The following is a 20799-nucleotide window of genomic DNA, read 5'->3' on the forward strand; positions in this document are numbered from 1 at the left end:
ACATCCTGCTAGGAGCCTTCATTCGTCCGGATTCGTGGGTGATTCGTCGGGATTGAGTGTTCATTCGTCCCAATCCGTAGAAGATTCGTCCGGATCGGGGGGGCATTCGTCCATATTCAAGCTTTATTCGTCCGCCTCCGCTCCTAGCTGTATAAACACTTCTTGTTTAAAATAAATCCTCTCAAATTGGAGGAAAAAGGGATTCCGAAATCACTTTTTGAGTATCTGTTTTTTTGTATAAATAACTGAGAGTTTAGTCATGGGAAGTTGGATGCAGTTTCCAATGTGTAAAAAAGGGTAAATAACAAAGTGGGCGTAAAAATTCTGAAAATAATAAAGGAGGAGTGTTTGTTTGAAGAAAATCATTCGTGTGATGGTCTGTTCTTTGCTGCTGATGGTGAGTGCTGTACATAGTGTTGGTGCCCAGTCGAACTTTCCGAAAGGGGAGAGTACTTCCATCAAAGTCATGTCCTACAATATCCATCATGGAGTGGGCATTGATAATGTCCTTGACCTTGAACGGATTGCCGGCCTCATCCGTGAAGAAGGGGCGGATATTGTCGCGCTCCAGGAAGTGGACAGGCACTACGGGGCGCGGAGCAACTTCGAAGACCAGGCAAAAAGGCTCGCTAATCTATTGGACTACCATTATGTTTATGCGGCCAATCTTAATCTCGATCCTCAAGAAGAGGGTGCGGAACGGCGCCAGTATGGAACCGCTATAGTAAGTAAATACCCAATAATTCAGTCCGAAAACTTCTTTTTACCGAGTTTTGGGAAAGAACAGCGTGGCCTTTTGGAAACAACGATTAATGTGAAGGGCAATCATATCCGTATGTATAATACGCACCTTGGATTGGATGTTCCGCAGCGCCTGGCCCAGGTAGAGGAAATCAATCGGATTGTTACTGCAAAAAAGACTCCCGCCATTCTAATGGGAGATTTGAATGCCGAACCGGAAGCTGAAGAAATCCAGTTGCTGCTCAGCGGGGTGAACTTCTTTGATGTTTTTGAAAATATAGACAATGCAAATACATTTCCGGTAGAAAGCCCCAGCAAACGAATCGATTATATTTTTGCCAGTGAAGGGCTGAAAGTTTCGAATCAGGAAGTCATTTATTCCACATACTCCGATCACTTGCCGGTCGTAGCGGAATTTGAATTGGAGCGCACCGCTCCTTCTCAAAATGGAAAATAAAACAAAAAGGGGACAAAAAACATGAACAAGTTTAAAAAAAGGCTAGGCTTAATCGTGGCGATTTGCGCGACGCTGACCTTGTCAACAGCATATGCCGAAACCGGAGTGCAGCCTGTACAAGAGACAGAAGAACCTATAATCGCTCCAATTAAAACAGATGAGCCAACCGCGCATCGAATCAAGCAGCTCGAAGAAATCGCGATGTACTATTATTGGCACGGTGGTGACCTTAAAAAAGCGGAAGAAGAGATCTTCAAAGGAATCACGCTCAAGGGGAAATATGACGTAGTCGAAGCCGCCTACAAGGAAGCAACGATTCTCGATCCTTATAGTGTAGATTTGAAAATTTCATTGGCATCCACCGAAATCATCCAGAAAAAGATTCCTGAAGCACTCAAGACATATAAACAAGTTCTGAATCTCGAACCGGATCATTTTAATGCAAACCTGCTATACGGCGTTTATTCCAAGATTAATAGGGACGAGCAAGCCTATAAAAAAGCCATTTCCAGGCTAAGACAGATTGACAATCACAAAACAAAAGGGTACTTAGATAAATTCGAGACAACCGAAAAGATCATTAAAACGAAACTCAACACAGATGTTCCTAAAAACCTGCCCAAAAAAGACCATGCGATTGTCATCCTCGGCTATGCTCTTGCTGACGACGGCACGATGAGGGAGCCATTGATTGAGCGGCTGAGGGCAGGCTTGGCGGTTGCAAACGAAAATCCAAACTCTAAAATTATTGTCACAGGCGGAGTCCCGAAAGAAGGGGTTACAGAAGCTGATGCAATGAGTGACTGGCTCATTGCGAACGGAGTTGCCGAAGACCGCATTATTAAGGAAAACAAAGCAACCGACACCGTCGAAAACGCCCTCTTCTCAACGGCAATTTTGGAAAAAGAAGGGCTGAAGGATGTAACGCTTGTGACCAGCGCGAGCCACATGAGAAGAGCCTTGACCATCTTCGAAGAAGCAACGCTTTTCTACGATAAGATGAATGCCAAGAAAAGAAACCGCAGCTTCACGAACATGGTCTATCTCGACTACCCAACAATCGAAGAGGCGCATAAAGTCACAAACGATGAAATTCTCGTCATTTACCGCGACCTGTTCCGCGCATCCGGCATCTGGCAGTATCCTGGCATGCAGAGGTAATTTAGTCAGAAAGCCCAGTGTTGCAAAAAAGCAGCTTATTTAAAATGAACTAAACTGTTGAACGTTGTATTTCGCTCTTCAGTTATAGCGAAGTGCTTTGGAAGCAAGAGAGCCTCATCGGCGAGAGCGCCTGGTTGCCTAACTGCAGCCCGCAGGAGCCGAAGCAATTTCAATCAATTCATAAAAAAAACACCTTTAGTGACCGAAGGGCCGTCTGTTCATAGCTGTTCGGTCACTAAACCGTCCTTTATTGACCGAAGGGCCGGCTTTTCATAGCTGTTCGGTCACTAAGTCTGCCTTTTAAGGGAATTCATTTGCTGGCGTTTGTTTTAGATGAAATGAATGGTTTCGGGGTGCAAAGTCCAAATTTCTGTACTATTAGCAGTCCAATTCAAAGAAATTGGACTGCTTCTTTCTTTTTTTGTTAATAAACGAATTATGCTTTTTAATAAAAATTTATTGATAATCGATAAAAGGTGTAATAGGATATGGATAAAAGGGGAAATGGTTTATTTAGGAAAATGGCTCAAAAAAACCTGTGTTCTGAAGGGGAATGATTCAGTTGAAAAAAATCATCCTGTTGCCAATCACACTTTTAATTTTGATTTTCTTATCTGCCTGTTACAATTCGGGGAACGCGAATACAAGCAACAAAGATGAAATTGTTATAAATGTTAAAAACAACACTAATTTTGAAATGTACATCATTGAATTAAGTTGGTATCAAAATGGGGAATTAAAAGGTACACAAGGGAATATGAACGCCGATGGTTCTAAGGTGAAAAAAGGGGAATCTTTTGTGTTTGGATTAATTGATTCAGATTTAAACTTGAAAGAAAAGGCATTATTTAAAGTGGCAGTTTTATATGATAAAAATAGCAACGAAAAAATCAATATAACCAACAAAGTACCGTTTGAATTAGTGAAAGGTGCCGAGTATCAGTTTGAGTTGAGTGGTAGTACAAAGGATAATCTCAAATTAAAGATAATAGACCGCTAATCTCAAAAATACTATTTGAACATGGGAAGCCACTTAACAGCGGCATAAGGGTATACAAATAGACTTTACTAAATCAGTTGAAAAGAGGGGAACATGAGGAAATCATTTCTATTTATGTTGTTTTTTACATTCAGTGTTATATTAACTGGCTGTAATTTTTTTGAAGAGCAGAAAGCAAAAAGTATTATCAAAGATTATTATCAAGCGATAATAGATGAAGAGTATGAAAAGGCCTTTGAGCAGGTGCATTTGTATGATGTTGATAGTAAGACTGGAGATGGACATTTTACAGATGGAACCACACTATCTTATGAAGAGGCTAAGGTGTTTTATTTAGAGAAAATAAACATCTTAAAGGAACAAAATTATAAATTAGAGGATTTCAAAATTGAAGAAGTTGAATATGAAGACGGGCACTCATTTTGGCATCATATCAAACTTATGGTCGATCAGGATGGTCAGAAATTCGAATGGAATGAAGTTGCCGAGATTTATGAAGGGAAATTGGTAATCGGTGAAAAGGACGACCCGAATGCGATCTACAGAGATGGGAGAATGAAATTTGAAATCGAAGAGTTAAAGGGAAATTAACTTTGATTTTTAAGTGTGCGATGATCCAGGGGGATAAGTCGCCTTTTTGCTTAAGTTTTTATTTAGCAGGATAAGGATTGAACATAGTAATGTGGACAAAATACATACTATATATCGTCAAGAAGTAGGTGTTATCTTGAGGAAAATTCTTATATTAGCTTGTTTCATTACACTGATTACAATTTCTCCTGTCAAAGCAGAGACTGATCATTCACGTTACGAATTTTTGCTGGAAGACATACTTTATACATTCCTATTCCCGTTGCAATTAAAAGCAATTGAAGATTATTTTGGAGAGATATACCTTGCTGATTTTTGTAAATTTGTAGAGGTTAAGACAAATCCTGAACAAGCTTACAGATATGAAATAACATATCAGTTTGTCACATATGAAAGAGCGATCATGCCTCCATATCACCTGTTTACTTTGAAGGTCGAAAACAAGTCTCTTACAGATTGGACCATAAAGGATGTGAAGGTTAGAAAATTGGGGGAGAATGAGGATTACACAAAAATATGCCGAAAACCAATGATTACAAGGTAATAAAAGAAGATTTTTGAAGGCATATTCTTACCCAAACGGCACGTTGATTTGGCTAATCTGCTATAAAGGGAGGGAGTGGATCCCAAGTGAAGCGATATTATCAAGTCTTGTTTCTTACCCTAATGCTTTCATCACTGTTTATCTCAGAAGTATTTGCTGATGAAAAGTACCTTTATCCTGATAATAAAGACAAGGATTTTATTAGTGCGGCGGAGCATTTTAAAACTGGCAATCTAAAGGGATATATACCAATAAAAAATGCGGATAAGAATATCGAGCAAAAGTTACTCTATAAAGATCTTAAATACTATGTTCTTTCAATTGTAAATGATAATAATCATTACACTCCATTATCAAATATTTATCTAAACAAAAATGACAATATTAGTCCTAATCGACAGATTTATTTATACTTGACTGTTCTAGACAGTGAAAAAGAGTTCAGGTACCAATTTTTAATTTTGGATGCCGAAACGAAGGAATCATTTGCTGAAGGGAACGGATGGGCAAACAATATATATTCCAAAGAGGTTGATTAATCGAAGAAGGATTAATAACCTTTTTTGTTTGAAGATTTTTTTTGAAAAAGGCCAAGTTTAGTTTAATAAAAATAAAAAATCTTGAATTAATTTTAATTATTACTTCTACATACTTTATTGTATAATGTTGGAAAAAGGAGGTCTCCAATGGGATATTTATTTATTGCCGTTGTAGTGATCTGTGTAGGTGTTGCTTTATACAAGGCAAAGAGTAAAAGAAAATTTCCAAGTAATGATTATACTCCTTTTGACGATATTACATCTGGTAGATCTGATAAGACATAATTTATACCGTCTTTAAGAGAGTCTATTTGTACTCCCCTGAAATTCTTTTTTTATCTAGTTGTTTCTCTGAGTTTTACGTCAATCATTTGTTCTGTTTTATTATCGAATATGATAGTTACAGATACACCAAATTCTTTGTTGTTTTGTTTTAACCATAATTTAAATTTTTCTTCAGAGGTATTTTCCCCTTTGTCCCTTCCAATATGAAGATAATCAACAATTTTGGCTTGAGGATATTTTTCCTTTGTCTCAAGCAAGGCGATTTGGCTCCATTTAGCATACTTAGGAATAGGTGTTTGTTGTGCATATGATGTACCAATAAAATTAAGTAGAAAAAATTGTTTAGAGCCGAAAATTAGAATGATGGATAAACAAATTAGCAGCCTTTTCAATTAACATCCCTCTTTGTTATTTTCTTTTATTTTTACATTTCTTAAAGAATTTATGAGTAGAAATATTCTTTTGGTTCTCAAGGATGGTTTGATCTTGAAGGATACTTCCCCTTTTTACTGAGTTCCTTATTGAGTTAAAAGGGGGGGAGTGCATAAAAAAGGGGTGATAAATATTTTATACACTAAGGGAATTTCAATGGAGGTGTCTTTTTGAATAGATTCTTATTTGTTTTCGGACTAATATTTTTTGTGTTTTGCCTTATTTTCTTTGTTATGAACTTTATTGGAGAATATGAAGGAATGGCGTTAATTTGGACATTGTTTGGTATGCTAAATGCTTGTATAGCAATAGGAGTTTCAGAGATTTTAAGTGTCGTGAAGGGTAAGAAATAATTATTATTCTTAAATTAACGGGTGTGTTGTTTAAAGAAGGAATAACCGCCTTTAAGACAGGGGCAAATGTAGATAATTTTTGGAGGTAACCAAATGGAATTTATTCTCTATATATTTTATGGGCTTGTTGGAATTGTGTTTATATTTTATATCCTCCAACTTTTTATAACGAATGCCATTGATCGATCCAAAGAAATTAATAACTTAAGAACAGAACTTGTAGAAATAAAAAAGCAATTAAAGAATTTAAATAATTCATAGTTTTTGCTGCCAATGGCAGGTTTTTGTTTAGCTTTCGGCTTAGATTATCAAAAAAATATATTTACGCCCAATGAAATAGTGTAAAAATGACCTGCCGAAAGTTTAATAATAATCCAGTAAATTAAAAGGAAAAAGCACCCATAACGTTGTATATATAACTTAAATACAAGGGGGTGAGGGAAGTTTGTATCAATATTTTAACGGCCTAGTAATTAGGGAAGGTACAGAAGGGGTTCCCGCTGATTATGTTGAAGCCCTTTTTGAGGACGCGGGATGGCTAGGAATACCCCGGCTTGGCAAAAAGAGAAGTTTTCTTTGATAGTTAAAAACTCAACATGGGCTTTTACTGTCTGGGATCATAACAAAATGATTGGCATGGTCAGGGTAATCTCAGACAGGATAATGGCCGCTAATATAATGGATTTGATCGTATTATCAGAATACCGTGGAAGAGGACAAGAAGTGTGGTTTCGAAGTAAAGGACCTAACTCAGAATGGTACCTGTGCGTATTATGGGTACATACAAGCTAGGAAAGATGGACATAGATAAACATTTCATTGGTGTATAAGTATTTTTAGTTATGAAACTATTTTAAAAGCAGCGGGTGAGTAAATGAATTTTAAAAGTCTTTTTGGTTTAGGTGAAAAACGTAAAAAGGAAATAGATAATGATAAACTGGTTGAGAAGCTAGGATTCAGTGAAGAAGTAATAGATAGGATAAAGGAAGTTGCCGCTACTAGTTTACAGCCATTAGAGATAAGTGATTTATATAATTATGATAAAAAAACTACAGTAGGATTATCTTTTTTAACTTTAGAAGAAAAGGCTGAAAGGTTGGTTGTGGATCTTCAATCTCATATTAAGCAACTAGGGTATTTAGCTTTTATTAATGAACGGAATTATAAACAAGGAAGTAAAAGTAAGATAGGAATAATAAAAGGAAATGATCAGTTTGAACTTCTAAAAATCCTGCAAACAAACGGGGACAATTATGATATTAGCAACGATGATGTGATTTTAAAGCTAAAGCAGTGGAATAATCGTTACCCTTTTATCATTATCGGTGCCGATTTTGATTGGGTTGAAGCAAAGTTTACAGTGCTGCCTTTGGACCGGGAAATAAAATCATTTGCAAAAGAAATGTACGAATTTTGCCCGGATGTTGTTGATCAAGGAACAGGAAGTATTGAAGAATTAATTGAAGAAATGAAGGAGACGAATAAATTATATTTGTGGTGGGACTAATTCCATCCAATAGTAACTCCCCTTCTTCAATCCTTGGTTCCAAATAATCCTAATCCAAGCCCCTTGTTCAATATCACAGGGAAAGTTACTCTGGTTTATTAATTGTCTTAATTGGACCTTTCTTAAATGGGAAAATAAGAACGATACATAAAATAAAATGATTATTAGAGAGTTTAAAGGAGACTAAAAAATGCGCGAGAAATTATTGAGGGTAGGAACAACATATTTACCAGTAAGGAATGTTGACCTTTCTTCTGATTGGTATATTGATAAATTGGGAGCAGAGTTAAGCTACAAAGATGAAGATAAAGCTATTCTGAATTTTGCTAATCAAAGCTTTTTCCTTGTGAAATCTAATGAAAATCAAAGCTCAAATTTCATTGATATTCGCGGTAATGAGCGTTTTTCTTTAACATTCGAAGTCAATGGATTAGATGCATTGGAAGATATTCATAAGGAGTTTAAAGAAAATGAAATAGATGTTGGAGAGATTGAAGATAGAGGACATTCTGGAAGAAATTTTGTTTTTTATGATTTAGACGGCAATAAATTTGATGTATGGAGTGAACTTAGTCCGACTTTCAAAGAAAAATAAAGATATAAAGGTTATGTAACAACGGAAGGGGGATTCATCTATGGAGGAATGTATCTTTTGCAAAATTATTACTAAGGAAGCCGATGCGCAGATTCTCTTCGAAAACGAATATGTTTGCTGTTTTCTAGATAAATACCCAATTAATAAAGGTCACGTCCTGGTTGTGCCGAAGAAGCATTACCCTGAATTTACCCAGGTAGATCAAGATAGTTTAAGCAAAATTATCATTACCGCCAAGAGGATAGCAGCACAGCTTCAAAAGGTTTTAAATCCGGATGGGATTACGATTATGCAAAATAATGGGGTATTCAAAGATGTGAACCATTATCACATGCATATAATCCCGCGTTTTCTAAATGACGGTTTTGGTTGGATTGAACCAAATAATTCGGTTTCACATGATGAGTTTACTGAGATTGGGTTTATTTTGAAAAAGTCTTTAACTAATTCTGCAGATTAGGTAACAAGGGTTCCTGGTACTAATATTCAACAACGGCTTTTTGTACATATGTTATTTAAGTTCATTCATTCTACCTGAAATAAGGTCTAAACATTCTTTAATCTCTTGTAACTCGATAACTTGACTCGCAGTTTTCCAAGCAATAATGGATAGGCACTTATTGCTATAACAACTAAACACTTAATTTTAACGAATTCCAATTTGTTCTTTTCCATACGGCCATCTCCAATGGGTTAATTCGCGCTTAATGCAGTTTCATAGCTTCGCTTGTTATACGAGATCGTTGTCCCAACCAGCTAAATCATGTTTAAACAAGTAGGCGTGAACTGTTTTGTTGATGGGAACCGTGTCCCACGGGCAGGTACGTTCTACCGGGCTACCGTAATAAAAAAACCATATAAAAAATGGTCAACCAGATATATCTGGCTGACCTTATAATACGAGTGTGTCAGGAAAGTGGAAGAAGAAGGAAATATATGGAAGGACGTAAAATATATTAAAGGGCGGGAAATTTGAAATTTTAGGTAGGTGCGATTATATGTCAAAATATATTAGGATTTTCTTCTTAACTGTAATTGCAAGTGTCATTCTCTTTTTCATATTTGGTTCAATATTTATGGGTGGAGGCAATCCAGCAGAGGAAGCAGTTTACACAATAGGAACAATAATTATTATTCTACTCTCCTTTTTAATTTCACAAATTTATTATGTAATTTATTTGATTAAGAAGAAAGTTTGATAGCTATCTTTGACAAATGTCATCGACGCTTTTCTTTAATAATTGTGAAGGATTTTACTTAAACTATTGGGTGCGATATTCCTTACTCCCCACAAAACATTTCGATAGTTTTATTGACCTCCCAGATGAATTAGCATCTCATTTACAAGTGCATTAATAGTTGAAGGAATTGAATTCATTATTGAACAAATGGTGTAGGTTAGCTGAAAAAGCTTGAATTATTGCTCATCAAGATAAGGAGCGGATAGTTTTGGATTACCCATCCTATCTAATTAGTGCTGCTTTTTTATTATACGTTTGGTATAGAGCAATAAAAGAAAAAGAATATCTTTGGATTATTGCAATAGTGCCAGTAGCTATTGTTTGGTATCTATTTGCCAATGTTACTATTTTTAATTTCATTCCTCAAATTTTTAAATCTTTTATTTTAATTTTATTTAATGCAACTTGTATTGGATTAATCGCGGTTTATTATTCATACAAACAGAAATAAAATACTCATTCAGATAACGATTAGTCAACTAAAAGCTAAGTTTATGAAAGAAGGTCCTTAAACATACGGGTGCATGAATTGAAAATCCGAGATGCCATTTGGCAGCTTTTCTTTTTGTGCTAAAGAAGCAGGTTGGTTTAACAAAAAAATGGTACAATAAAGTAAAAATATTATAAATAATAGGAGTATTTATGAAAAATATTTCTCTTAGAAAAATGAATGAAGAAGAATTTAGACTATATTTCAAGAATAAAATTGAAAGATATTCAGATGTCCTATCAGAAAATGTTCACGAAGAAGGTGAAATCCCTTCTTCTAAGGCACGGAAACAATTAAATAATCTACTCCCAGAAGGTCGGAAAACGCCTAATCATTATCTTTTTAACATCTATAAAGATGAACAAACAATAGGTTTCGTGTGGATAAAAGTGGAAGTAGAAAAGAAAAGTGCATTTCTTTATGAAATTTTTATTCTTGAAGAATATAGAGCCAAGGGTTTTGGAACCGCAGTTATAAATATTATTGAAGATTGGTTAAAAGAAAAAGAAATTAATTACTTTAAACTTCACGTCTTTGGGAATAATACAGGAGCCTATAAATTATATGAGAGACTTGGATTTGGAATCGCAGGGATTAATATGTTGAAGTCGATATACTGACGTATAGGTTGTGTCCCTATTCAGCTAACGGGTGCGTTGATCCAGGAAGGATTAACCGCCTTTTTTGTTGAATTCCTTTTTAAACATACGGGGCAGGGTAGTTCAAGAAGAATTATTGCGTTAAGCATGATTTTATTGGACTTAATCGAACTCTAAAATAAAAAAATTCAAACGAGGTATGGGGAATGAAACATGATGAAATAATTATCCAAGCAAAAAGACTTGTAGAAAGAATTAATTTAAAATATCCTGATTTTTTGGGCAAAACAGCAAAGGAAAGTGATTTAGCAAAATTAGAAAAAGAACTTAAAATAAAGTTGTCCGAATGGTATATCGAATTATATACAACTGCCCCTTTAATAGAAGCAGAGTTCGGAATTCAAGAAGATGAACCCGATGAGGAATATGATGGGGTTTCATATATTGAATGGGGTGGAGTGGATGACATAATTAAAGAAAGCACTAAATATGAACCTGGAATATCGGTAATAAAAGATGGATTTGTTTTCTTGGCAAGTTGTTCTCACGGAAGCGGTGATCCTATATATGTAAAATTAAGTTCAAAGCAGCCAAAGGTTTTTCGAATATACAATGATGATTATTCTAAAAATCAATTAGCAGAAGATCTTGTTTCTTTGTTTAAGAACGCAATAATCTAATAAGTTAGGTCCTAACTGTCTCTTCAAAAAAAGGGGGAAGTTCAATGCGTAGGTTAATTATCTTGTTGCTTGGGTTTGGAATGTTATTAACAGGATGTTCTAATAAAACTAATGTTAAAGAAGTCGAGGTTTATAAGGCGGAAGACATTCCCTTTAAAGATGGTTCGGGTAGAGTAACCATTTCATTCGAGAGTGCAATGCTCGATGATGGGGGTGCAATTATTGATGGAATTATTGATGTAATAGTTTTAGCAAAAGGATTAAAATCTACTGCGAATTACGAAATTTCACTTAAGGGAGATAATAACCATGGAGTTGTTTTTGGACCTAAGGAAAATGTTGAATTAAGGTTTGGAACTATGGTTGGAGAAACCTCATTTCAGCCTAATCAGCAAGGAGAACTGTTTGTTTCAATGAAAAACCCAGTAAGAATAATTTCAAAAGCAAAAGAAGTACAAGTTGTTGTTTCAGAGGATGGAAAAGAAGTTTTAGGAACCGATCCTTTTATACTATCGAAGAAAATTTCTAATAGGTAAAATATCAATGCTCTTTTTTTGTAGAAGTCCTTATTAAACGAACGGGCAGTTAGGTGAAAAGGAAAAATAAAATAACTTATAAAAATAAACCCATTTTCAATAAGATGAGAAAATTTGGTTAATTAAGGGGACATATAATGTGGAAAAGTTTCGTGGGAAGAAGCGTTACTTCAGTAACTTATGGCGACAGACAAATGTAGAAGAATATGATTTAGACTTTGGAGATGAAGGGTGGTTTGATTTATGGCATACCCATCTCGATTTTCTCGGCTATGGGAATAATAGTTTAAAGATTAGAAGAGAACATATAAAAGCACATCTAGCTTTATATAGGAATCTATTGAAAAACCTCCAACCACTTGGAAAACCATATCAATGTTGGATTGAATTAATTGATGAAGAGGCTGCCTTAGATGCAGTCTATATTCATACTCCTAATCCTAATGAAGACAATTTTCCCCTTAAGATTGACAAGTTAAACTGGGATTGTGATGTTCCTAAATATTTCAAGGATTTAATAAACCCAAACGAATTTAATGTGGGGCACTACATGTGGGGTTCAAAAAACTGCTATATTATCCAGTCCCAAAATAATAAGATTGAGTTGTAGAACTTATATTTAGTCCTTGTTTGAAATACTCTCCTTTATTTCCAACTTCCTATCGATTTCGTTCAACTTATTTTTTGTGTCGTTAAAATAGTGAGCGATTCTTAAATCAAATAAATAAAATCTTTAGTATCGCTCCAAAGGGATCCATAATGTTTTCCTCTTTTTAATATAATTTTGACAGTGGGCTATCAGACATCGTATTAACAAGGATTAAATAGATAAGTATGTTAGCAGGCAAAATTATAAAAATTAGTCTTACTGCTAAAGAAGATATACCTAAATATTCAGCTATGCCTCCACAAACTCCAGTTATCGATTTATCAGTTGAGGATTTTCTTAACTTATTTTTCAATTCAATTCCCCCAATTATATGATTTTAAAAGATATAACCCTTAGTGGTTAAGCCTGTATCCTTACTTTAAATATATAATCACGCTCCATCAAATTTTAACACAAATTCCCATTAATTATATTTTCTTTACAAAATTTTCAATATTAACTTTACTAGTATTCTATTTTTGTTTGTAAAAATTTCCTTTTGGTGTATTATTTTTAATAATGAAGTGTGTACATGCGAAGTAAGTTCATAAGATGCACTTTTAACTTCTTGAAGTTTTGTAAAATTGTTTTCACCCTTCCCTATTGAAATCAATTATTAAAGAGAAGACTATGAAAAAGTACTGGTGGCTGTCATTTGTATTTTGGTGATTTCTTTTTTTGCTAGTAGTAAGATTCCAAAAGAATTTAGTCTTCAACACACAAAATATAAGTCTTATACTTTGAAACATTCACTTACCAAAAACTATTCTAAAAAGGATTATGAAAGGTCTAATGAATTTGTAAGACTATATATAAAAGAAAATCCAGTTAAAAAAGCAATAAAGAAATTAATCAATTCTGGACTAGAGGTAAACTGCCCCACCTATTTTGACGATGAAAATTATGGGGATTTACCCTTAAGTATCGCCAGTGCGGAAGGGGATTTTGAAATAGCTCAAATTCTCATAAAAAAGGGTGCAGTGAAGCATGTAAAGGGTGCAAATATTCCCATTTATAGAGTCTTGGATGATTACGAAAAAGGAGCTCTGAAAATGGTGAGGGTTCTCTTATCAAATGGTGCTGATACAATTATTGCTGGAAAAGTTATTTCTGATTACGTGGAAGCTACCCAATTTTTTAGTCTGTATCGGACAGAAAATATAAAAACGAAAGAAGATATACATGAAAATGTACTGATATTCAAGGAACTTTTGAATGCTGGAGCCCTAGTAGATCAACAGGCAGTAGTAGAAGCTGCAAAGCATAATTATGTAGAGTTATTAGATTATTTCATTGAACAAGTAGGATTGAATGTAAATGAAGGTTACAGCTTCAACAATATTACTGAGGAAATTTTTACTCCCTTGATTGCTGCTAGCGAAAACAACTCCTTAGAAACCGCAAAATATTTAATTGAACATGGAGCTGACAAAAATATAAAAAATAATAGTGGAAGAATGGCCATAGATTATGCAAAAACGGATGAAATGAGAGCATTATTGTCACAAGATTAAAGGCTCCGAGAGATTGCTATTCCGAAAGCCTCTTACAAGTCTTAAGCAATTAATAAAAGTAAAGCGCTAAAATGGATTTTAGCCTTTAGAGGCTCTTGAGAGAGTAGCTCTCTCGAGAGTCTCTTTTCATTTTCTGTTAGTTCCTTTCTAGAAGTATTTGTAGAATTTAGGTAAATGACCACGAAGTTACTCGAAATTACAAAAGAATTTTAGTTTTAATAAACCTTTTGTCTTTTAGATTCGTCTAAAGTTCAAAAATTTACTATAAGAGAGGTGATTATTTTGCGGGATGATGACAATACCATATCGAAATTGATAGATCGTTACGGGTCCGCTATCCTCTATCTAGCGTATTCGTTTGTTCAAAATCGGCAGACAGCAGAGGATTTGTCTCAGGAGATATTCATGAAATGCTATGAAAAACTCAATACTTTTAAGGGAGAATCCAGTATCCAGACCTGGCTTTATCGAATTGCAATTAACCACTGTAAGGATTACGTGAAGAGTTGGCATTATCGCAAAGTATATGCTAGTGAGTATATTACTAAAATGCTAAAGGGTCAGGAAAATGATGCTGAGAAAAAGTTATTGCAAAAAGAGGAACAAACTCAACTATTTGATTACATATTAAAACTTCCAGCTAAATACAAAGAGGTTATTATTCTTTCCTATTTCCACGAATTGACGATGAAAGAAATAAGCATTGTATGTGGAGTGAATGTAAATACGGTAAAATCACGACTCCTTAGGGCAAAAAGTTTTTTAAAGAAAATCATTGTAGAAAGGAGTGCTGAATTTGAAAGAACAATTGCTGGAAGACATGTTGATAAAAGAGAAAAAAAGAATAATGAAGGAAGAATTAGCTAATTGGGAATTCACTTTTGAAATGAAGAGAAATGTTTTGAATATGATACGGAAAACAAAGAAAAAGAACCGATTTAGCAAAAATTTGTTGCCAACTGTTATGAGTTTTACACTAGTTATTTTACTTTTTGGTGGAATGCTACAGTATGTTCTTTCAACTAATCCTAGCTCCAACGGTAATCAGATAAACAAGAAATCTCCAGAAAAGAACCATGAGTTAAACCCAATAAATGATCCAAAGGGATCGGATGATTCCCTGGTCGATTCAAATGATAAAAAAACGAATTCTTCAATATTACCTGGGCTTCCTAATTTTACGGATCTTATGGACCAATTTAACGCGAAGTTCACTTCATTATTGGCCCCTGAACTTTATGATCCTAACTTTAAGTACAAAGAAATCAAAACCAAGCAAGAGTTCTACCGAAACTTCACAGAACTAGCAACCATGGAAGCTATTGAACAATACAGCGCACCTTTCTTAAACGAAACAAACGATGGGCTTTACTTAATTTCAGATGCTGCGGTTTCAATTTATAATGAAAGGTTACCAATTGATGTCGCTAAAATTGATCAACAAACATACGAAGTTAAGCAATACGATAAAAATAAAGGGAAAAACATTACTAGGATTATAAAATTTGAAAAGGTTAATGGGAAATTTTTGATTACAGAAATTAGTAAACGCTAATCTATTTCTTTTTAGATCGTTTATGGGATCACTAATCTAATTGGAATCGGTAAAGTTTTACAACATGGAAATTGAGTGGAGGAAGTTATGAGAAGAAAGGGTATTGTTGGTCTACTGATTCTAATTTTAGTATTATTTTTGGGCTTTATCTTGCTGAATCAAAAACCAGAGCCGGAAAATAAACAAACCACAAATGTAGAAAAGAAAGAAAATAAATCGGATCCTAATACGTTAAGTTTTAAGAAACACCAAAAGCAAATCACATTCAAAAAAGAAAAAGAATCAAAAGAGATTATAGCTGATATTCATAGTTACCTAGATAATATAACGGGATTCGGAAAAATAGAGTCGGTTAATTTTACAAACTTAAAAGAAGATATGGAATGGAAAAAACTGAAGCAAAATATCAAATGGTTAAAGACTACTGGATTTGGTCATTCAGAAATACAAAATGATATGATGAGTGCTAATGCTTTTATAAAATTGGTTGACGAACAAGAAGACGACATGTCTTTACGTTATCTTCATAGAGTTTTTCATGATTTAGATATATATATTAATAATACCGAATTTCCCGTACTTTATGGCACTACTTTTGCTTACGGTTCTGTGGCCGGAAGAAAGCAACTATTAGATTACTTTGAGTATACTGCACATTATAAAGTGATCTATTCTTCAGATTAGGCTATACCAGATAAGAAATAGCCTGTTTTGGTTGAAGCATGTAACTTGCCGTTTTCTCAATCGGAGGCTATTTCAAACTAAAGTTTTCTGGGAACAATCCTGATTTAATTGAATAAATGTATTAAAACAAACAGGTGCGTTATCCAGAAGGATTAACGGACCTTTTTTATTGCAGGTTAGTTCAAAAAGAATACACATTAATATTCTACCAATGACAAAACCATTTGTTAAAATTAGGAAGAAGGATTTCTATCAAAGATAGGAGATTAACAATCTATTGAAATAATTTCAAGGGGGTTAAGATTATGGATCACTATCTTGAACAAATCGCTATAGACTTGGTTCAAAGAAACCTCGAAAGGTATTGGCCCAATTTTGAACGTGTTGCATATGCAATCTTCAACAAAAAAACTGTTCACCTTTTTAATCATCCTAAATATAAGAACGATCATCTAGACTCACATAAGATATTAGACTGGGAAGAACATTTTGTTGGAAATACAATCATTTTGTATGAAGGCCATCCTACGGCAATTGCAGATATGGACTTGTACAATGACTATGAAGGGATTTACTCAATCTTAGTTCATGAATTGTTTCATGGCTTTCAATATATTAAAGGGGAAAAACGCTTTCCTGACGAAATATTGGGTATTACCTATCCTCTTACATTCGAAATTGCAGAACTGCGAATACGGGAGAGAAAGCATCTTTATGATGCTTTGTTGGAAACGAACATTAGTAAGAAGAAGCAGTTTCTTAAGGAATTTATCGTGCTCAGGGAGAAGAGGGCAACAAAATGTAAAGAGTATACAACTTATGAAAACTTAATTGAAACTGTTGAGGGACCTGCCTGGTATGTGGAATTAAAAGCTTATTCTGAGAAAAGCCCGTTGGATAACAAAATAGTATCGGAGAAGTATGGAGAACATCTTTTAGAAAAAGTTGAATCTAATTTAAACATAAGACGGAGTTGTTATAGCTCTGGTTTGTGTATGTGTTTGTTACTTGATGAATTTTCGCCAGATTGGAAGGAAAGTTTTTTCGAAACGAATGACACATTGTTTGATTTGATTAAACAACTTGATGTTGGTCCAATACCCCTTGATCATATAGAAGAAGAAATTAGCACTGAGACAGTTGAAGCAGTGAATAGTGTAATTCAATTAAGGAAGAAGGAATTTAAGGCTTTCGAGTGCCAAACTGGAACTCATATTTTTATTGAAGGAGAAATAACTGCACTTTTTTTTGACCCAATAAATATCCTCTCTTTCGGGGGCAAGTTTTTACATAAAAATTTTGTAAAGGTAAGGATAAACAACAATGAATACTTAGTTCAGCAACCCACAATTGCCTATTGTAAGGATGGATTAAAACATATTAACAAACTCCATCTCTATTTAAAGGACAATCCAATAGAAAATACAGATTCGCTTATGATACCTAATGTTGGGAAAATAGATGGACGGTATACAAAACGGGAAAACACATTTTATTTGACTGTTAATTAAAACTTGTTGCCACGTTTTATATTTTTGTCCTTATAGAAAAGCTTTTGTGGATGTAGGAGAGATGTGTCTATTCCACCATCTCCAAAATCCGTTAACATCTACTCTGTTGTATACTAATTTAAGGGAGTTAGTTGAAATGAGAGGAAGTTGAATTTATTGAGAGGTGAGTTTTTTGGAAAGGAAAAATCTAAAGGTTTTCACTAAAATTTCTTTCTATATAGCATTAGCTACAATTATTGTTATCCCAATTTCTATAATCACCTCACTGATAACTTTAAATGAGACCTTTAGTTCAATCATAAGAATGTATGCCTGGCTTATGATTCTCTTTTCCGTTTTTGGCATTCCTTTAAGCATCATTTCAATGTTCAGCAAAGAAAATCTAACTAAAAGAATTTTTTTCTTTAATTGTTAATTTAACTCCTAGTAGTATTATGGTTTATGCTTTAATTATGGAATTTATTGATGAATTCTATTGCACTGCACCTTAAAAGTGCTTAAATTTAAAGTTATGCAGCTGGTGTTCTTAATTGAGGAGGATTGAGGTACCCTTTTAAAATAAACTTCCTTTTTACGATAACAAGGGTATCAAACTCAATTAGTTTAAATATCTAAAAGAAAAGAGAAGATACGAAACAGGAACTATCAGTTTGATAGCTTTTTTTTTCGAGTGGAGTTAATAAGTTCTTAACTGATCTAACCTGTTAATAATAATAGTTTTTGGGCTAGATAATTTATTAAACAGGGTAAGAAAACGGAAGGGTAGGGATATGGGTCTCATTTTCTATTGGAACCTTGTTTCTAAATGGGAAACACAGGAAAATTATGATAGAATATTATTTGGAAGTTTTTATAATAAAAGCAAATGTATTCCAATTAAAGTTAAATCCAAATTAGAAAGTGAGATAAATATGGTCTCAAAGAAAAAGAAGAAGAAAAAATCCCTTTTGCCTTTTCGAATGAATATGCTTTTTTTGGTTATTTTTTTCTTGTTTTCCTTCCTGATAATAAGGCTTGGAGTTGTTCAGATTATTTATGGTGAAGAATATAAACGAGAAATCGAACGGACGGTAGATGTTACGGTTGAAAATTCTGTTCCTAGGGGAAAGATATATGACCGAAATGGCAAAATCATTGTCGATAATACCCCTCTTAATGCCATCACATATACCAAGTACCAGGGGACAACCCAAGAGGAAATGCTAGAAACAGCTGAAAAGCTTGCTAAGCTAATAGAAAAAAAACCAGGTAAAATACCTGAAAGGGAAATGAAAGATTTTTGGCTGATGACGCATGAGAAAGAGGGTAAAGCTAAAATTACGAAGGAAGAATGGAATTTATATGACGAAAAAAAACTAAAGGATAGTGAAATATACCAACTTCAGGTAGATAGAGTCACTAAAGAAGATTTAAATACCATTACAGCTGATAAGGATAAAATGGAGGTCCTCGCTATCTGGAGGAAATTTAATTCAGGCTATGCACAGACGCCACAAATTGTAAAAAGCGGGCCGAATAAATTGGGGAAGGACGACGATCCGGATAAAACTGAAATCGTTACAGATAAAGAATTTGCAGTTGTTAGCGAGGATCTTGGTAACCTACCTGGTGTAGATACAACTACCGACTGGAAACGTAAATATGTATTTGGGGATACGCTGAGATCGATTCTTGGAAATGTTTCTGATGCCGAAAAAGGTCTACCAAGAGAAAACCTGGATTACTATCTTTCACGTGGCTATAGTCGTAATGACCGTGTTGGTACAAGCTATATTGAACTGCAATACGAGGAAATTCTCAAAGGGCAAAAAGAAAAAGTGAGGAATAAAACAGATAAAAGTGGAAATATAATTGGCACAGAAGTTGTCTCGGAAGGTAAGCGTGGCAAAGATATCGTTCTCACTATTGATATGGAGCTTCAACTAGCCGTTGAAGAGATTATTGAAAAAGAACTTTTGATGGGAAAACGCAGTGGAAAATCCCCGTTGTTGGACCGTGCCTTTGTAGTTCTTACCGACCCTTACACTGGTGAAATCCTCACAATTGCGGGGAAAAAGATTGAGCGGGATAAAGAAACTGGACAATATAAAATGAGTGATTATGCTCTTGGGACTTTTACAACGTATTATGCTGTTGGTTCGGCAGTCAAGGGGGCAATGGTTTATACGGGGTTTGAAAAAGGGGCCATAACGCCTTCATCCATCATCTATGATCGCCCCCTATTAATTAGGGACACTCCTACGAAATCTTCTTGGAGATCTGGAATAGGTTCGGTGAATGCAACAAGTGCTCTTGAAATTTCTTCTAATATATTCATGTTTGAAACAGCAATTAGAATAGGTAATGGACGCTATGTTCCAAACCAACCTCTTAGTCTTGATCCAAAAGCTTTTGATACCGTCAGATCGTCGTTTAACCAGTTTGGCCTTGGTACTAGGACAGGTATTGATTTACCAGGTGAATCCATTGGATATCCTGGCCCGAAGAACATTGGAAAACTGCTCGACCTTGCAATTGGGCAATACGACACTTATTCGCCAATGCAGCTAGCACAATATGTTTCCACCATTGCAAACGATGGGACCAGAGTACAGCCACATATTTTAAAAAAAATTCATGAGCCCCAAATTGATGACAACGGTCTAGGGCCTTTAATTGAAGAAATTCAGCCAAAAGTACTTAATAGGCTCGATGGTAACCAAGAATGGTTGAAAGCAATTCAAAATGGTTTTTGGCGTGTCATGCATGGGCCGAGGGGAACCGCCCGCTCATTTTTTAAAAATGCCTCCTATAATCCGGCAGGAAAGACTGGAACGGCAGAATCTTTTTATGATGGATTCGAACGCAGCAAATTTGGGGAGAGACCCCCGGCTGTTATGAACCTAAGCTTAGTTAGCTATGCACCTGCTGAAAAGCCTGAAGTTGCAATGGCGGTTATAGTTCCTTGGGCCTATCAAGGAAACAGCGGTACCAGCTATAATAACAAAATTGGTAGCGATGTACTAAAAACATATTTTGATTTAAAAAAAAAGAGAGCTAAGGAAGGTGTAATTGCTCCATAAGAAGAAACTTGCTTCATATTTAAATCCAGGGTGATTGTCTTTATATTCTAAGTAATACTTAATATTTATGAAA

27 protein-coding genes and 1 pseudogene are annotated in these 20799 nt (G+C 34.7%); 25 read left to right on the forward strand and 3 right to left on the reverse strand.

The window, feature by feature from the left end:
* The first annotated feature begins 352 nt into the window (after nucleotides 1–352).
* The 7 genes from D1B31_RS01285 to D1B31_RS23970 all read left to right on the forward strand — a co-directional run bounded on the left by D1B31_RS01285 (nucleotide 353) and on the right by D1B31_RS23970 (nucleotide 5318).
* Nucleotides 353–1198, forward strand: a complete 846-nt coding sequence (locus D1B31_RS01285) for an endonuclease/exonuclease/phosphatase family protein (RefSeq protein WP_118918939.1) — start codon at nucleotides 353–355, stop codon at nucleotides 1196–1198.
* A gap of 21 nt (nucleotides 1199–1219) precedes the next feature.
* Nucleotides 1220–2359 (forward strand): YdcF family protein, encoded by a 1140-nt coding sequence (locus tag D1B31_RS01290; protein ID WP_118918940.1) that lies wholly within the window; start codon nucleotides 1220–1222, stop codon nucleotides 2357–2359.
* A 562-nt stretch (nucleotides 2360–2921) separates the two neighbouring features.
* The gene (locus D1B31_RS01295) at nucleotides 2922–3359 is read left to right on the forward strand and encodes a hypothetical protein (RefSeq protein WP_118918941.1); all 438 of its coding nucleotides are present in this window, start codon (nucleotides 2922–2924) and stop codon (nucleotides 3357–3359) included.
* A 114-nt stretch (nucleotides 3360–3473) separates the two neighbouring features.
* A complete protein-coding gene (locus tag D1B31_RS01300) occupies nucleotides 3474–3950 on the forward strand; it encodes a hypothetical protein (RefSeq protein WP_240035107.1) in 477 nt (158 codons plus the stop codon).
* A gap of 91 nt (nucleotides 3951–4041) precedes the next feature.
* Nucleotides 4042–4494, forward strand: a complete 453-nt coding sequence (locus tag D1B31_RS24975; protein WP_275670690.1) for a DUF3888 domain-containing protein — start codon at nucleotides 4042–4044, stop codon at nucleotides 4492–4494.
* Between the two features lie 86 nt (nucleotides 4495–4580).
* Nucleotides 4581–5033, forward strand: a complete 453-nt coding sequence (locus D1B31_RS01310; RefSeq protein WP_118918944.1) for a hypothetical protein — start codon at nucleotides 4581–4583, stop codon at nucleotides 5031–5033.
* Between the two features lie 147 nt (nucleotides 5034–5180).
* Nucleotides 5181–5318, forward strand: coding sequence for a hypothetical protein (locus D1B31_RS23970; protein ID WP_158587395.1), 138 nt, complete (start codon nucleotides 5181–5183; stop codon nucleotides 5316–5318).
* Nucleotides 5319–5368: 50 nt separating this feature from the next.
* Here D1B31_RS23970 and D1B31_RS01315 read toward each other — a convergent pair whose 3' ends face one another.
* On the reverse strand, nucleotides 5369–5710 hold the full coding sequence (locus tag D1B31_RS01315; RefSeq protein WP_240035108.1) for a DUF3889 domain-containing protein: 342 nt from the start codon (nucleotides 5708–5710) through the stop codon (nucleotides 5369–5371).
* A gap of 210 nt (nucleotides 5711–5920) precedes the next feature.
* On the opposite strand from D1B31_RS01315, the gene D1B31_RS01320 reads away from it, so the two are divergent.
* The 12 genes and pseudogenes from D1B31_RS01320 (at nucleotide 5921) to D1B31_RS01370 (ending at nucleotide 12361) form a co-directional block, all read left to right on the forward strand.
* Nucleotides 5921–6103, forward strand: a complete 183-nt coding sequence (locus tag D1B31_RS01320) for a hypothetical protein (RefSeq protein WP_118918945.1) — start codon at nucleotides 5921–5923, stop codon at nucleotides 6101–6103.
* A gap of 93 nt (nucleotides 6104–6196) precedes the next feature.
* Nucleotides 6197–6364, forward strand: coding sequence for a hypothetical protein (locus D1B31_RS23975; RefSeq protein ID WP_158587396.1), 168 nt, complete (start codon nucleotides 6197–6199; stop codon nucleotides 6362–6364).
* A 184-nt stretch (nucleotides 6365–6548) separates the two neighbouring features.
* A pseudogene (locus tag D1B31_RS01325) lies at nucleotides 6549–6914 on the forward strand (GNAT family N-acetyltransferase).
* A gap of 63 nt (nucleotides 6915–6977) precedes the next feature.
* Nucleotides 6978–7610: a DUF4253 domain-containing protein gene (locus D1B31_RS01330; RefSeq protein WP_118918946.1), complete on the forward strand. Its 633-nt coding sequence runs from the start codon at nucleotides 6978–6980 to the stop codon at nucleotides 7608–7610.
* Nucleotides 7611–7800: 190 nt separating this feature from the next.
* Nucleotides 7801–8205, forward strand: coding sequence for a VOC family protein (locus tag D1B31_RS01335; protein WP_118918947.1), 405 nt, complete (start codon nucleotides 7801–7803; stop codon nucleotides 8203–8205).
* A 40-nt stretch (nucleotides 8206–8245) separates the two neighbouring features.
* Nucleotides 8246–8665 (forward strand): HIT family protein, encoded by a 420-nt coding sequence (locus tag D1B31_RS01340; RefSeq protein ID WP_118918948.1) that lies wholly within the window; start codon nucleotides 8246–8248, stop codon nucleotides 8663–8665.
* A 538-nt stretch (nucleotides 8666–9203) separates the two neighbouring features.
* Nucleotides 9204–9404, forward strand: a complete 201-nt coding sequence (locus D1B31_RS01345) for a hypothetical protein (RefSeq protein ID WP_118918949.1) — start codon at nucleotides 9204–9206, stop codon at nucleotides 9402–9404.
* A 250-nt stretch (nucleotides 9405–9654) separates the two neighbouring features.
* Entirely contained in the window at nucleotides 9655–9897 is a 243-nt protein-coding gene (locus D1B31_RS01350) for a hypothetical protein (RefSeq protein WP_118918950.1), read from the forward strand.
* A gap of 215 nt (nucleotides 9898–10112) precedes the next feature.
* Entirely contained in the window at nucleotides 10113–10556 is a 444-nt protein-coding gene (locus D1B31_RS01355; protein WP_240035109.1) for a GNAT family N-acetyltransferase, read from the forward strand.
* 185 nt (nucleotides 10557–10741) lie between these two features.
* Nucleotides 10742–11215: an SMI1/KNR4 family protein gene (locus D1B31_RS01360; RefSeq protein ID WP_118918952.1), complete on the forward strand. Its 474-nt coding sequence runs from the start codon at nucleotides 10742–10744 to the stop codon at nucleotides 11213–11215.
* Nucleotides 11216–11259: 44 nt separating this feature from the next.
* Nucleotides 11260–11751, forward strand: coding sequence for a hypothetical protein (locus tag D1B31_RS01365; RefSeq protein ID WP_118918953.1), 492 nt, complete (start codon nucleotides 11260–11262; stop codon nucleotides 11749–11751).
* A 139-nt stretch (nucleotides 11752–11890) separates the two neighbouring features.
* The gene (locus D1B31_RS01370) at nucleotides 11891–12361 is read left to right on the forward strand and encodes a hypothetical protein (protein ID WP_118918954.1); all 471 of its coding nucleotides are present in this window, start codon (nucleotides 11891–11893) and stop codon (nucleotides 12359–12361) included.
* A gap of 163 nt (nucleotides 12362–12524) precedes the next feature.
* Here the strand turns inward: D1B31_RS01370 and D1B31_RS01375 are convergent, their stop codons facing one another.
* Nucleotides 12525–12713 (reverse strand): PspC domain-containing protein, encoded by a 189-nt coding sequence (locus D1B31_RS01375; RefSeq protein ID WP_118918955.1) that lies wholly within the window; start codon nucleotides 12711–12713, stop codon nucleotides 12525–12527.
* A gap of 331 nt (nucleotides 12714–13044) precedes the next feature.
* Here D1B31_RS01375 and D1B31_RS01380 point away from each other — a divergent pair, with 331 nt between their 5' ends.
* The 5 genes from D1B31_RS01380 to D1B31_RS01400 all read left to right on the forward strand — a co-directional run bounded on the left by D1B31_RS01380 (nucleotide 13045) and on the right by D1B31_RS01400 (nucleotide 17664).
* Nucleotides 13045–13914, forward strand: coding sequence for an ankyrin repeat domain-containing protein (locus tag D1B31_RS01380; RefSeq protein WP_158587397.1), 870 nt, complete (start codon nucleotides 13045–13047; stop codon nucleotides 13912–13914).
* Between the two features lie 273 nt (nucleotides 13915–14187).
* Entirely contained in the window at nucleotides 14188–14781 is a 594-nt protein-coding gene (locus tag D1B31_RS01385) for a sigma-70 family RNA polymerase sigma factor (RefSeq protein WP_240035110.1), read from the forward strand.
* Nucleotides 14711–15469 carry a hypothetical protein gene (locus tag D1B31_RS01390; protein WP_118918958.1) on the forward strand — a complete coding sequence of 253 codons (759 nt, stop codon included), beginning with the start codon at nucleotides 14711–14713 and terminating at the stop codon, nucleotides 15467–15469. The genes D1B31_RS01385 and D1B31_RS01390 overlap by 71 nt, the downstream gene beginning before the upstream one ends.
* Before the next feature lie 87 nt (nucleotides 15470–15556).
* Entirely contained in the window at nucleotides 15557–16153 is a 597-nt protein-coding gene (locus D1B31_RS01395) for a hypothetical protein (RefSeq protein ID WP_118918959.1), read from the forward strand.
* Nucleotides 16154–16458: 305 nt separating this feature from the next.
* Complete coding sequence (locus D1B31_RS01400; RefSeq protein WP_118918960.1) at nucleotides 16459–17664, forward strand: hypothetical protein; 1206 nt, start codon at nucleotides 16459–16461, stop codon at nucleotides 17662–17664.
* Nucleotides 17665–17877: 213 nt separating this feature from the next.
* Here D1B31_RS01400 and D1B31_RS23980 read toward each other — a convergent pair whose 3' ends face one another.
* Nucleotides 17878–18039, reverse strand: a complete 162-nt coding sequence (locus D1B31_RS23980; protein ID WP_158587398.1) for a hypothetical protein — start codon at nucleotides 18037–18039, stop codon at nucleotides 17878–17880.
* A 536-nt stretch (nucleotides 18040–18575) separates the two neighbouring features.
* Between D1B31_RS23980 and D1B31_RS01410 the strand changes: the two genes are divergently transcribed.
* Nucleotides 18576–20726 carry a peptidoglycan D,D-transpeptidase FtsI family protein gene (locus tag D1B31_RS01410; RefSeq protein ID WP_118919212.1) on the forward strand — a complete coding sequence of 717 codons (2151 nt, stop codon included), beginning with the start codon at nucleotides 18576–18578 and terminating at the stop codon, nucleotides 20724–20726.
* The last annotated feature ends 73 nt before the right edge of the window (nucleotides 20727–20799 follow it).

This window comes from Neobacillus notoginsengisoli (genome assembly GCF_003515685.1).
GTDB classification, from domain to species: Bacteria; Bacillota; Bacilli; order Bacillales; family Cytobacillaceae; genus Bacillus_D; species Bacillus_D notoginsengisoli.

Coding starts and splice junctions, on each gene's coding strand:
- D1B31_RS01290 (WP_118918940.1), top strand. CDS start 1,220: ATGAACAAGTTTAAAAAAAGGCTAGGCTTAATCGTGGCGATTTGCGCG.
- D1B31_RS01300 (WP_240035107.1), top strand. CDS start 3,474: ATGTTGTTTTTTACATTCAGTGTTATATTAACTGGCTGTAATTTTTTT.
- D1B31_RS23970 (WP_158587395.1), top strand. CDS start 5,181: ATGGGATATTTATTTATTGCCGTTGTAGTGATCTGTGTAGGTGTTGCT.
- D1B31_RS23975 (WP_158587396.1), top strand. CDS start 6,197: ATGGAATTTATTCTCTATATATTTTATGGGCTTGTTGGAATTGTGTTT.
- D1B31_RS01330 (WP_118918946.1), top strand. CDS start 6,978: ATGAATTTTAAAAGTCTTTTTGGTTTAGGTGAAAAACGTAAAAAGGAA.
- D1B31_RS01335 (WP_118918947.1), top strand. CDS start 7,801: ATGCGCGAGAAATTATTGAGGGTAGGAACAACATATTTACCAGTAAGG.
- D1B31_RS01340 (WP_118918948.1), top strand. CDS start 8,246: ATGGAGGAATGTATCTTTTGCAAAATTATTACTAAGGAAGCCGATGCG.
- D1B31_RS01345 (WP_118918949.1), top strand. CDS start 9,204: ATGTCAAAATATATTAGGATTTTCTTCTTAACTGTAATTGCAAGTGTC.
- D1B31_RS01355 (WP_240035109.1), top strand. CDS start 10,113: ATGAATGAAGAAGAATTTAGACTATATTTCAAGAATAAAATTGAAAGA.
- D1B31_RS01360 (WP_118918952.1), top strand. CDS start 10,742: ATGAAACATGATGAAATAATTATCCAAGCAAAAAGACTTGTAGAAAGA.
- D1B31_RS01365 (WP_118918953.1), top strand. CDS start 11,260: ATGCGTAGGTTAATTATCTTGTTGCTTGGGTTTGGAATGTTATTAACA.
- D1B31_RS01395 (WP_118918959.1), top strand. CDS start 15,557: ATGAGAAGAAAGGGTATTGTTGGTCTACTGATTCTAATTTTAGTATTA.
- D1B31_RS01400 (WP_118918960.1), top strand. CDS start 16,459: ATGGATCACTATCTTGAACAAATCGCTATAGACTTGGTTCAAAGAAAC.
- D1B31_RS01410 (WP_118919212.1), top strand. CDS start 18,576: ATGGTCTCAAAGAAAAAGAAGAAGAAAAAATCCCTTTTGCCTTTTCGA.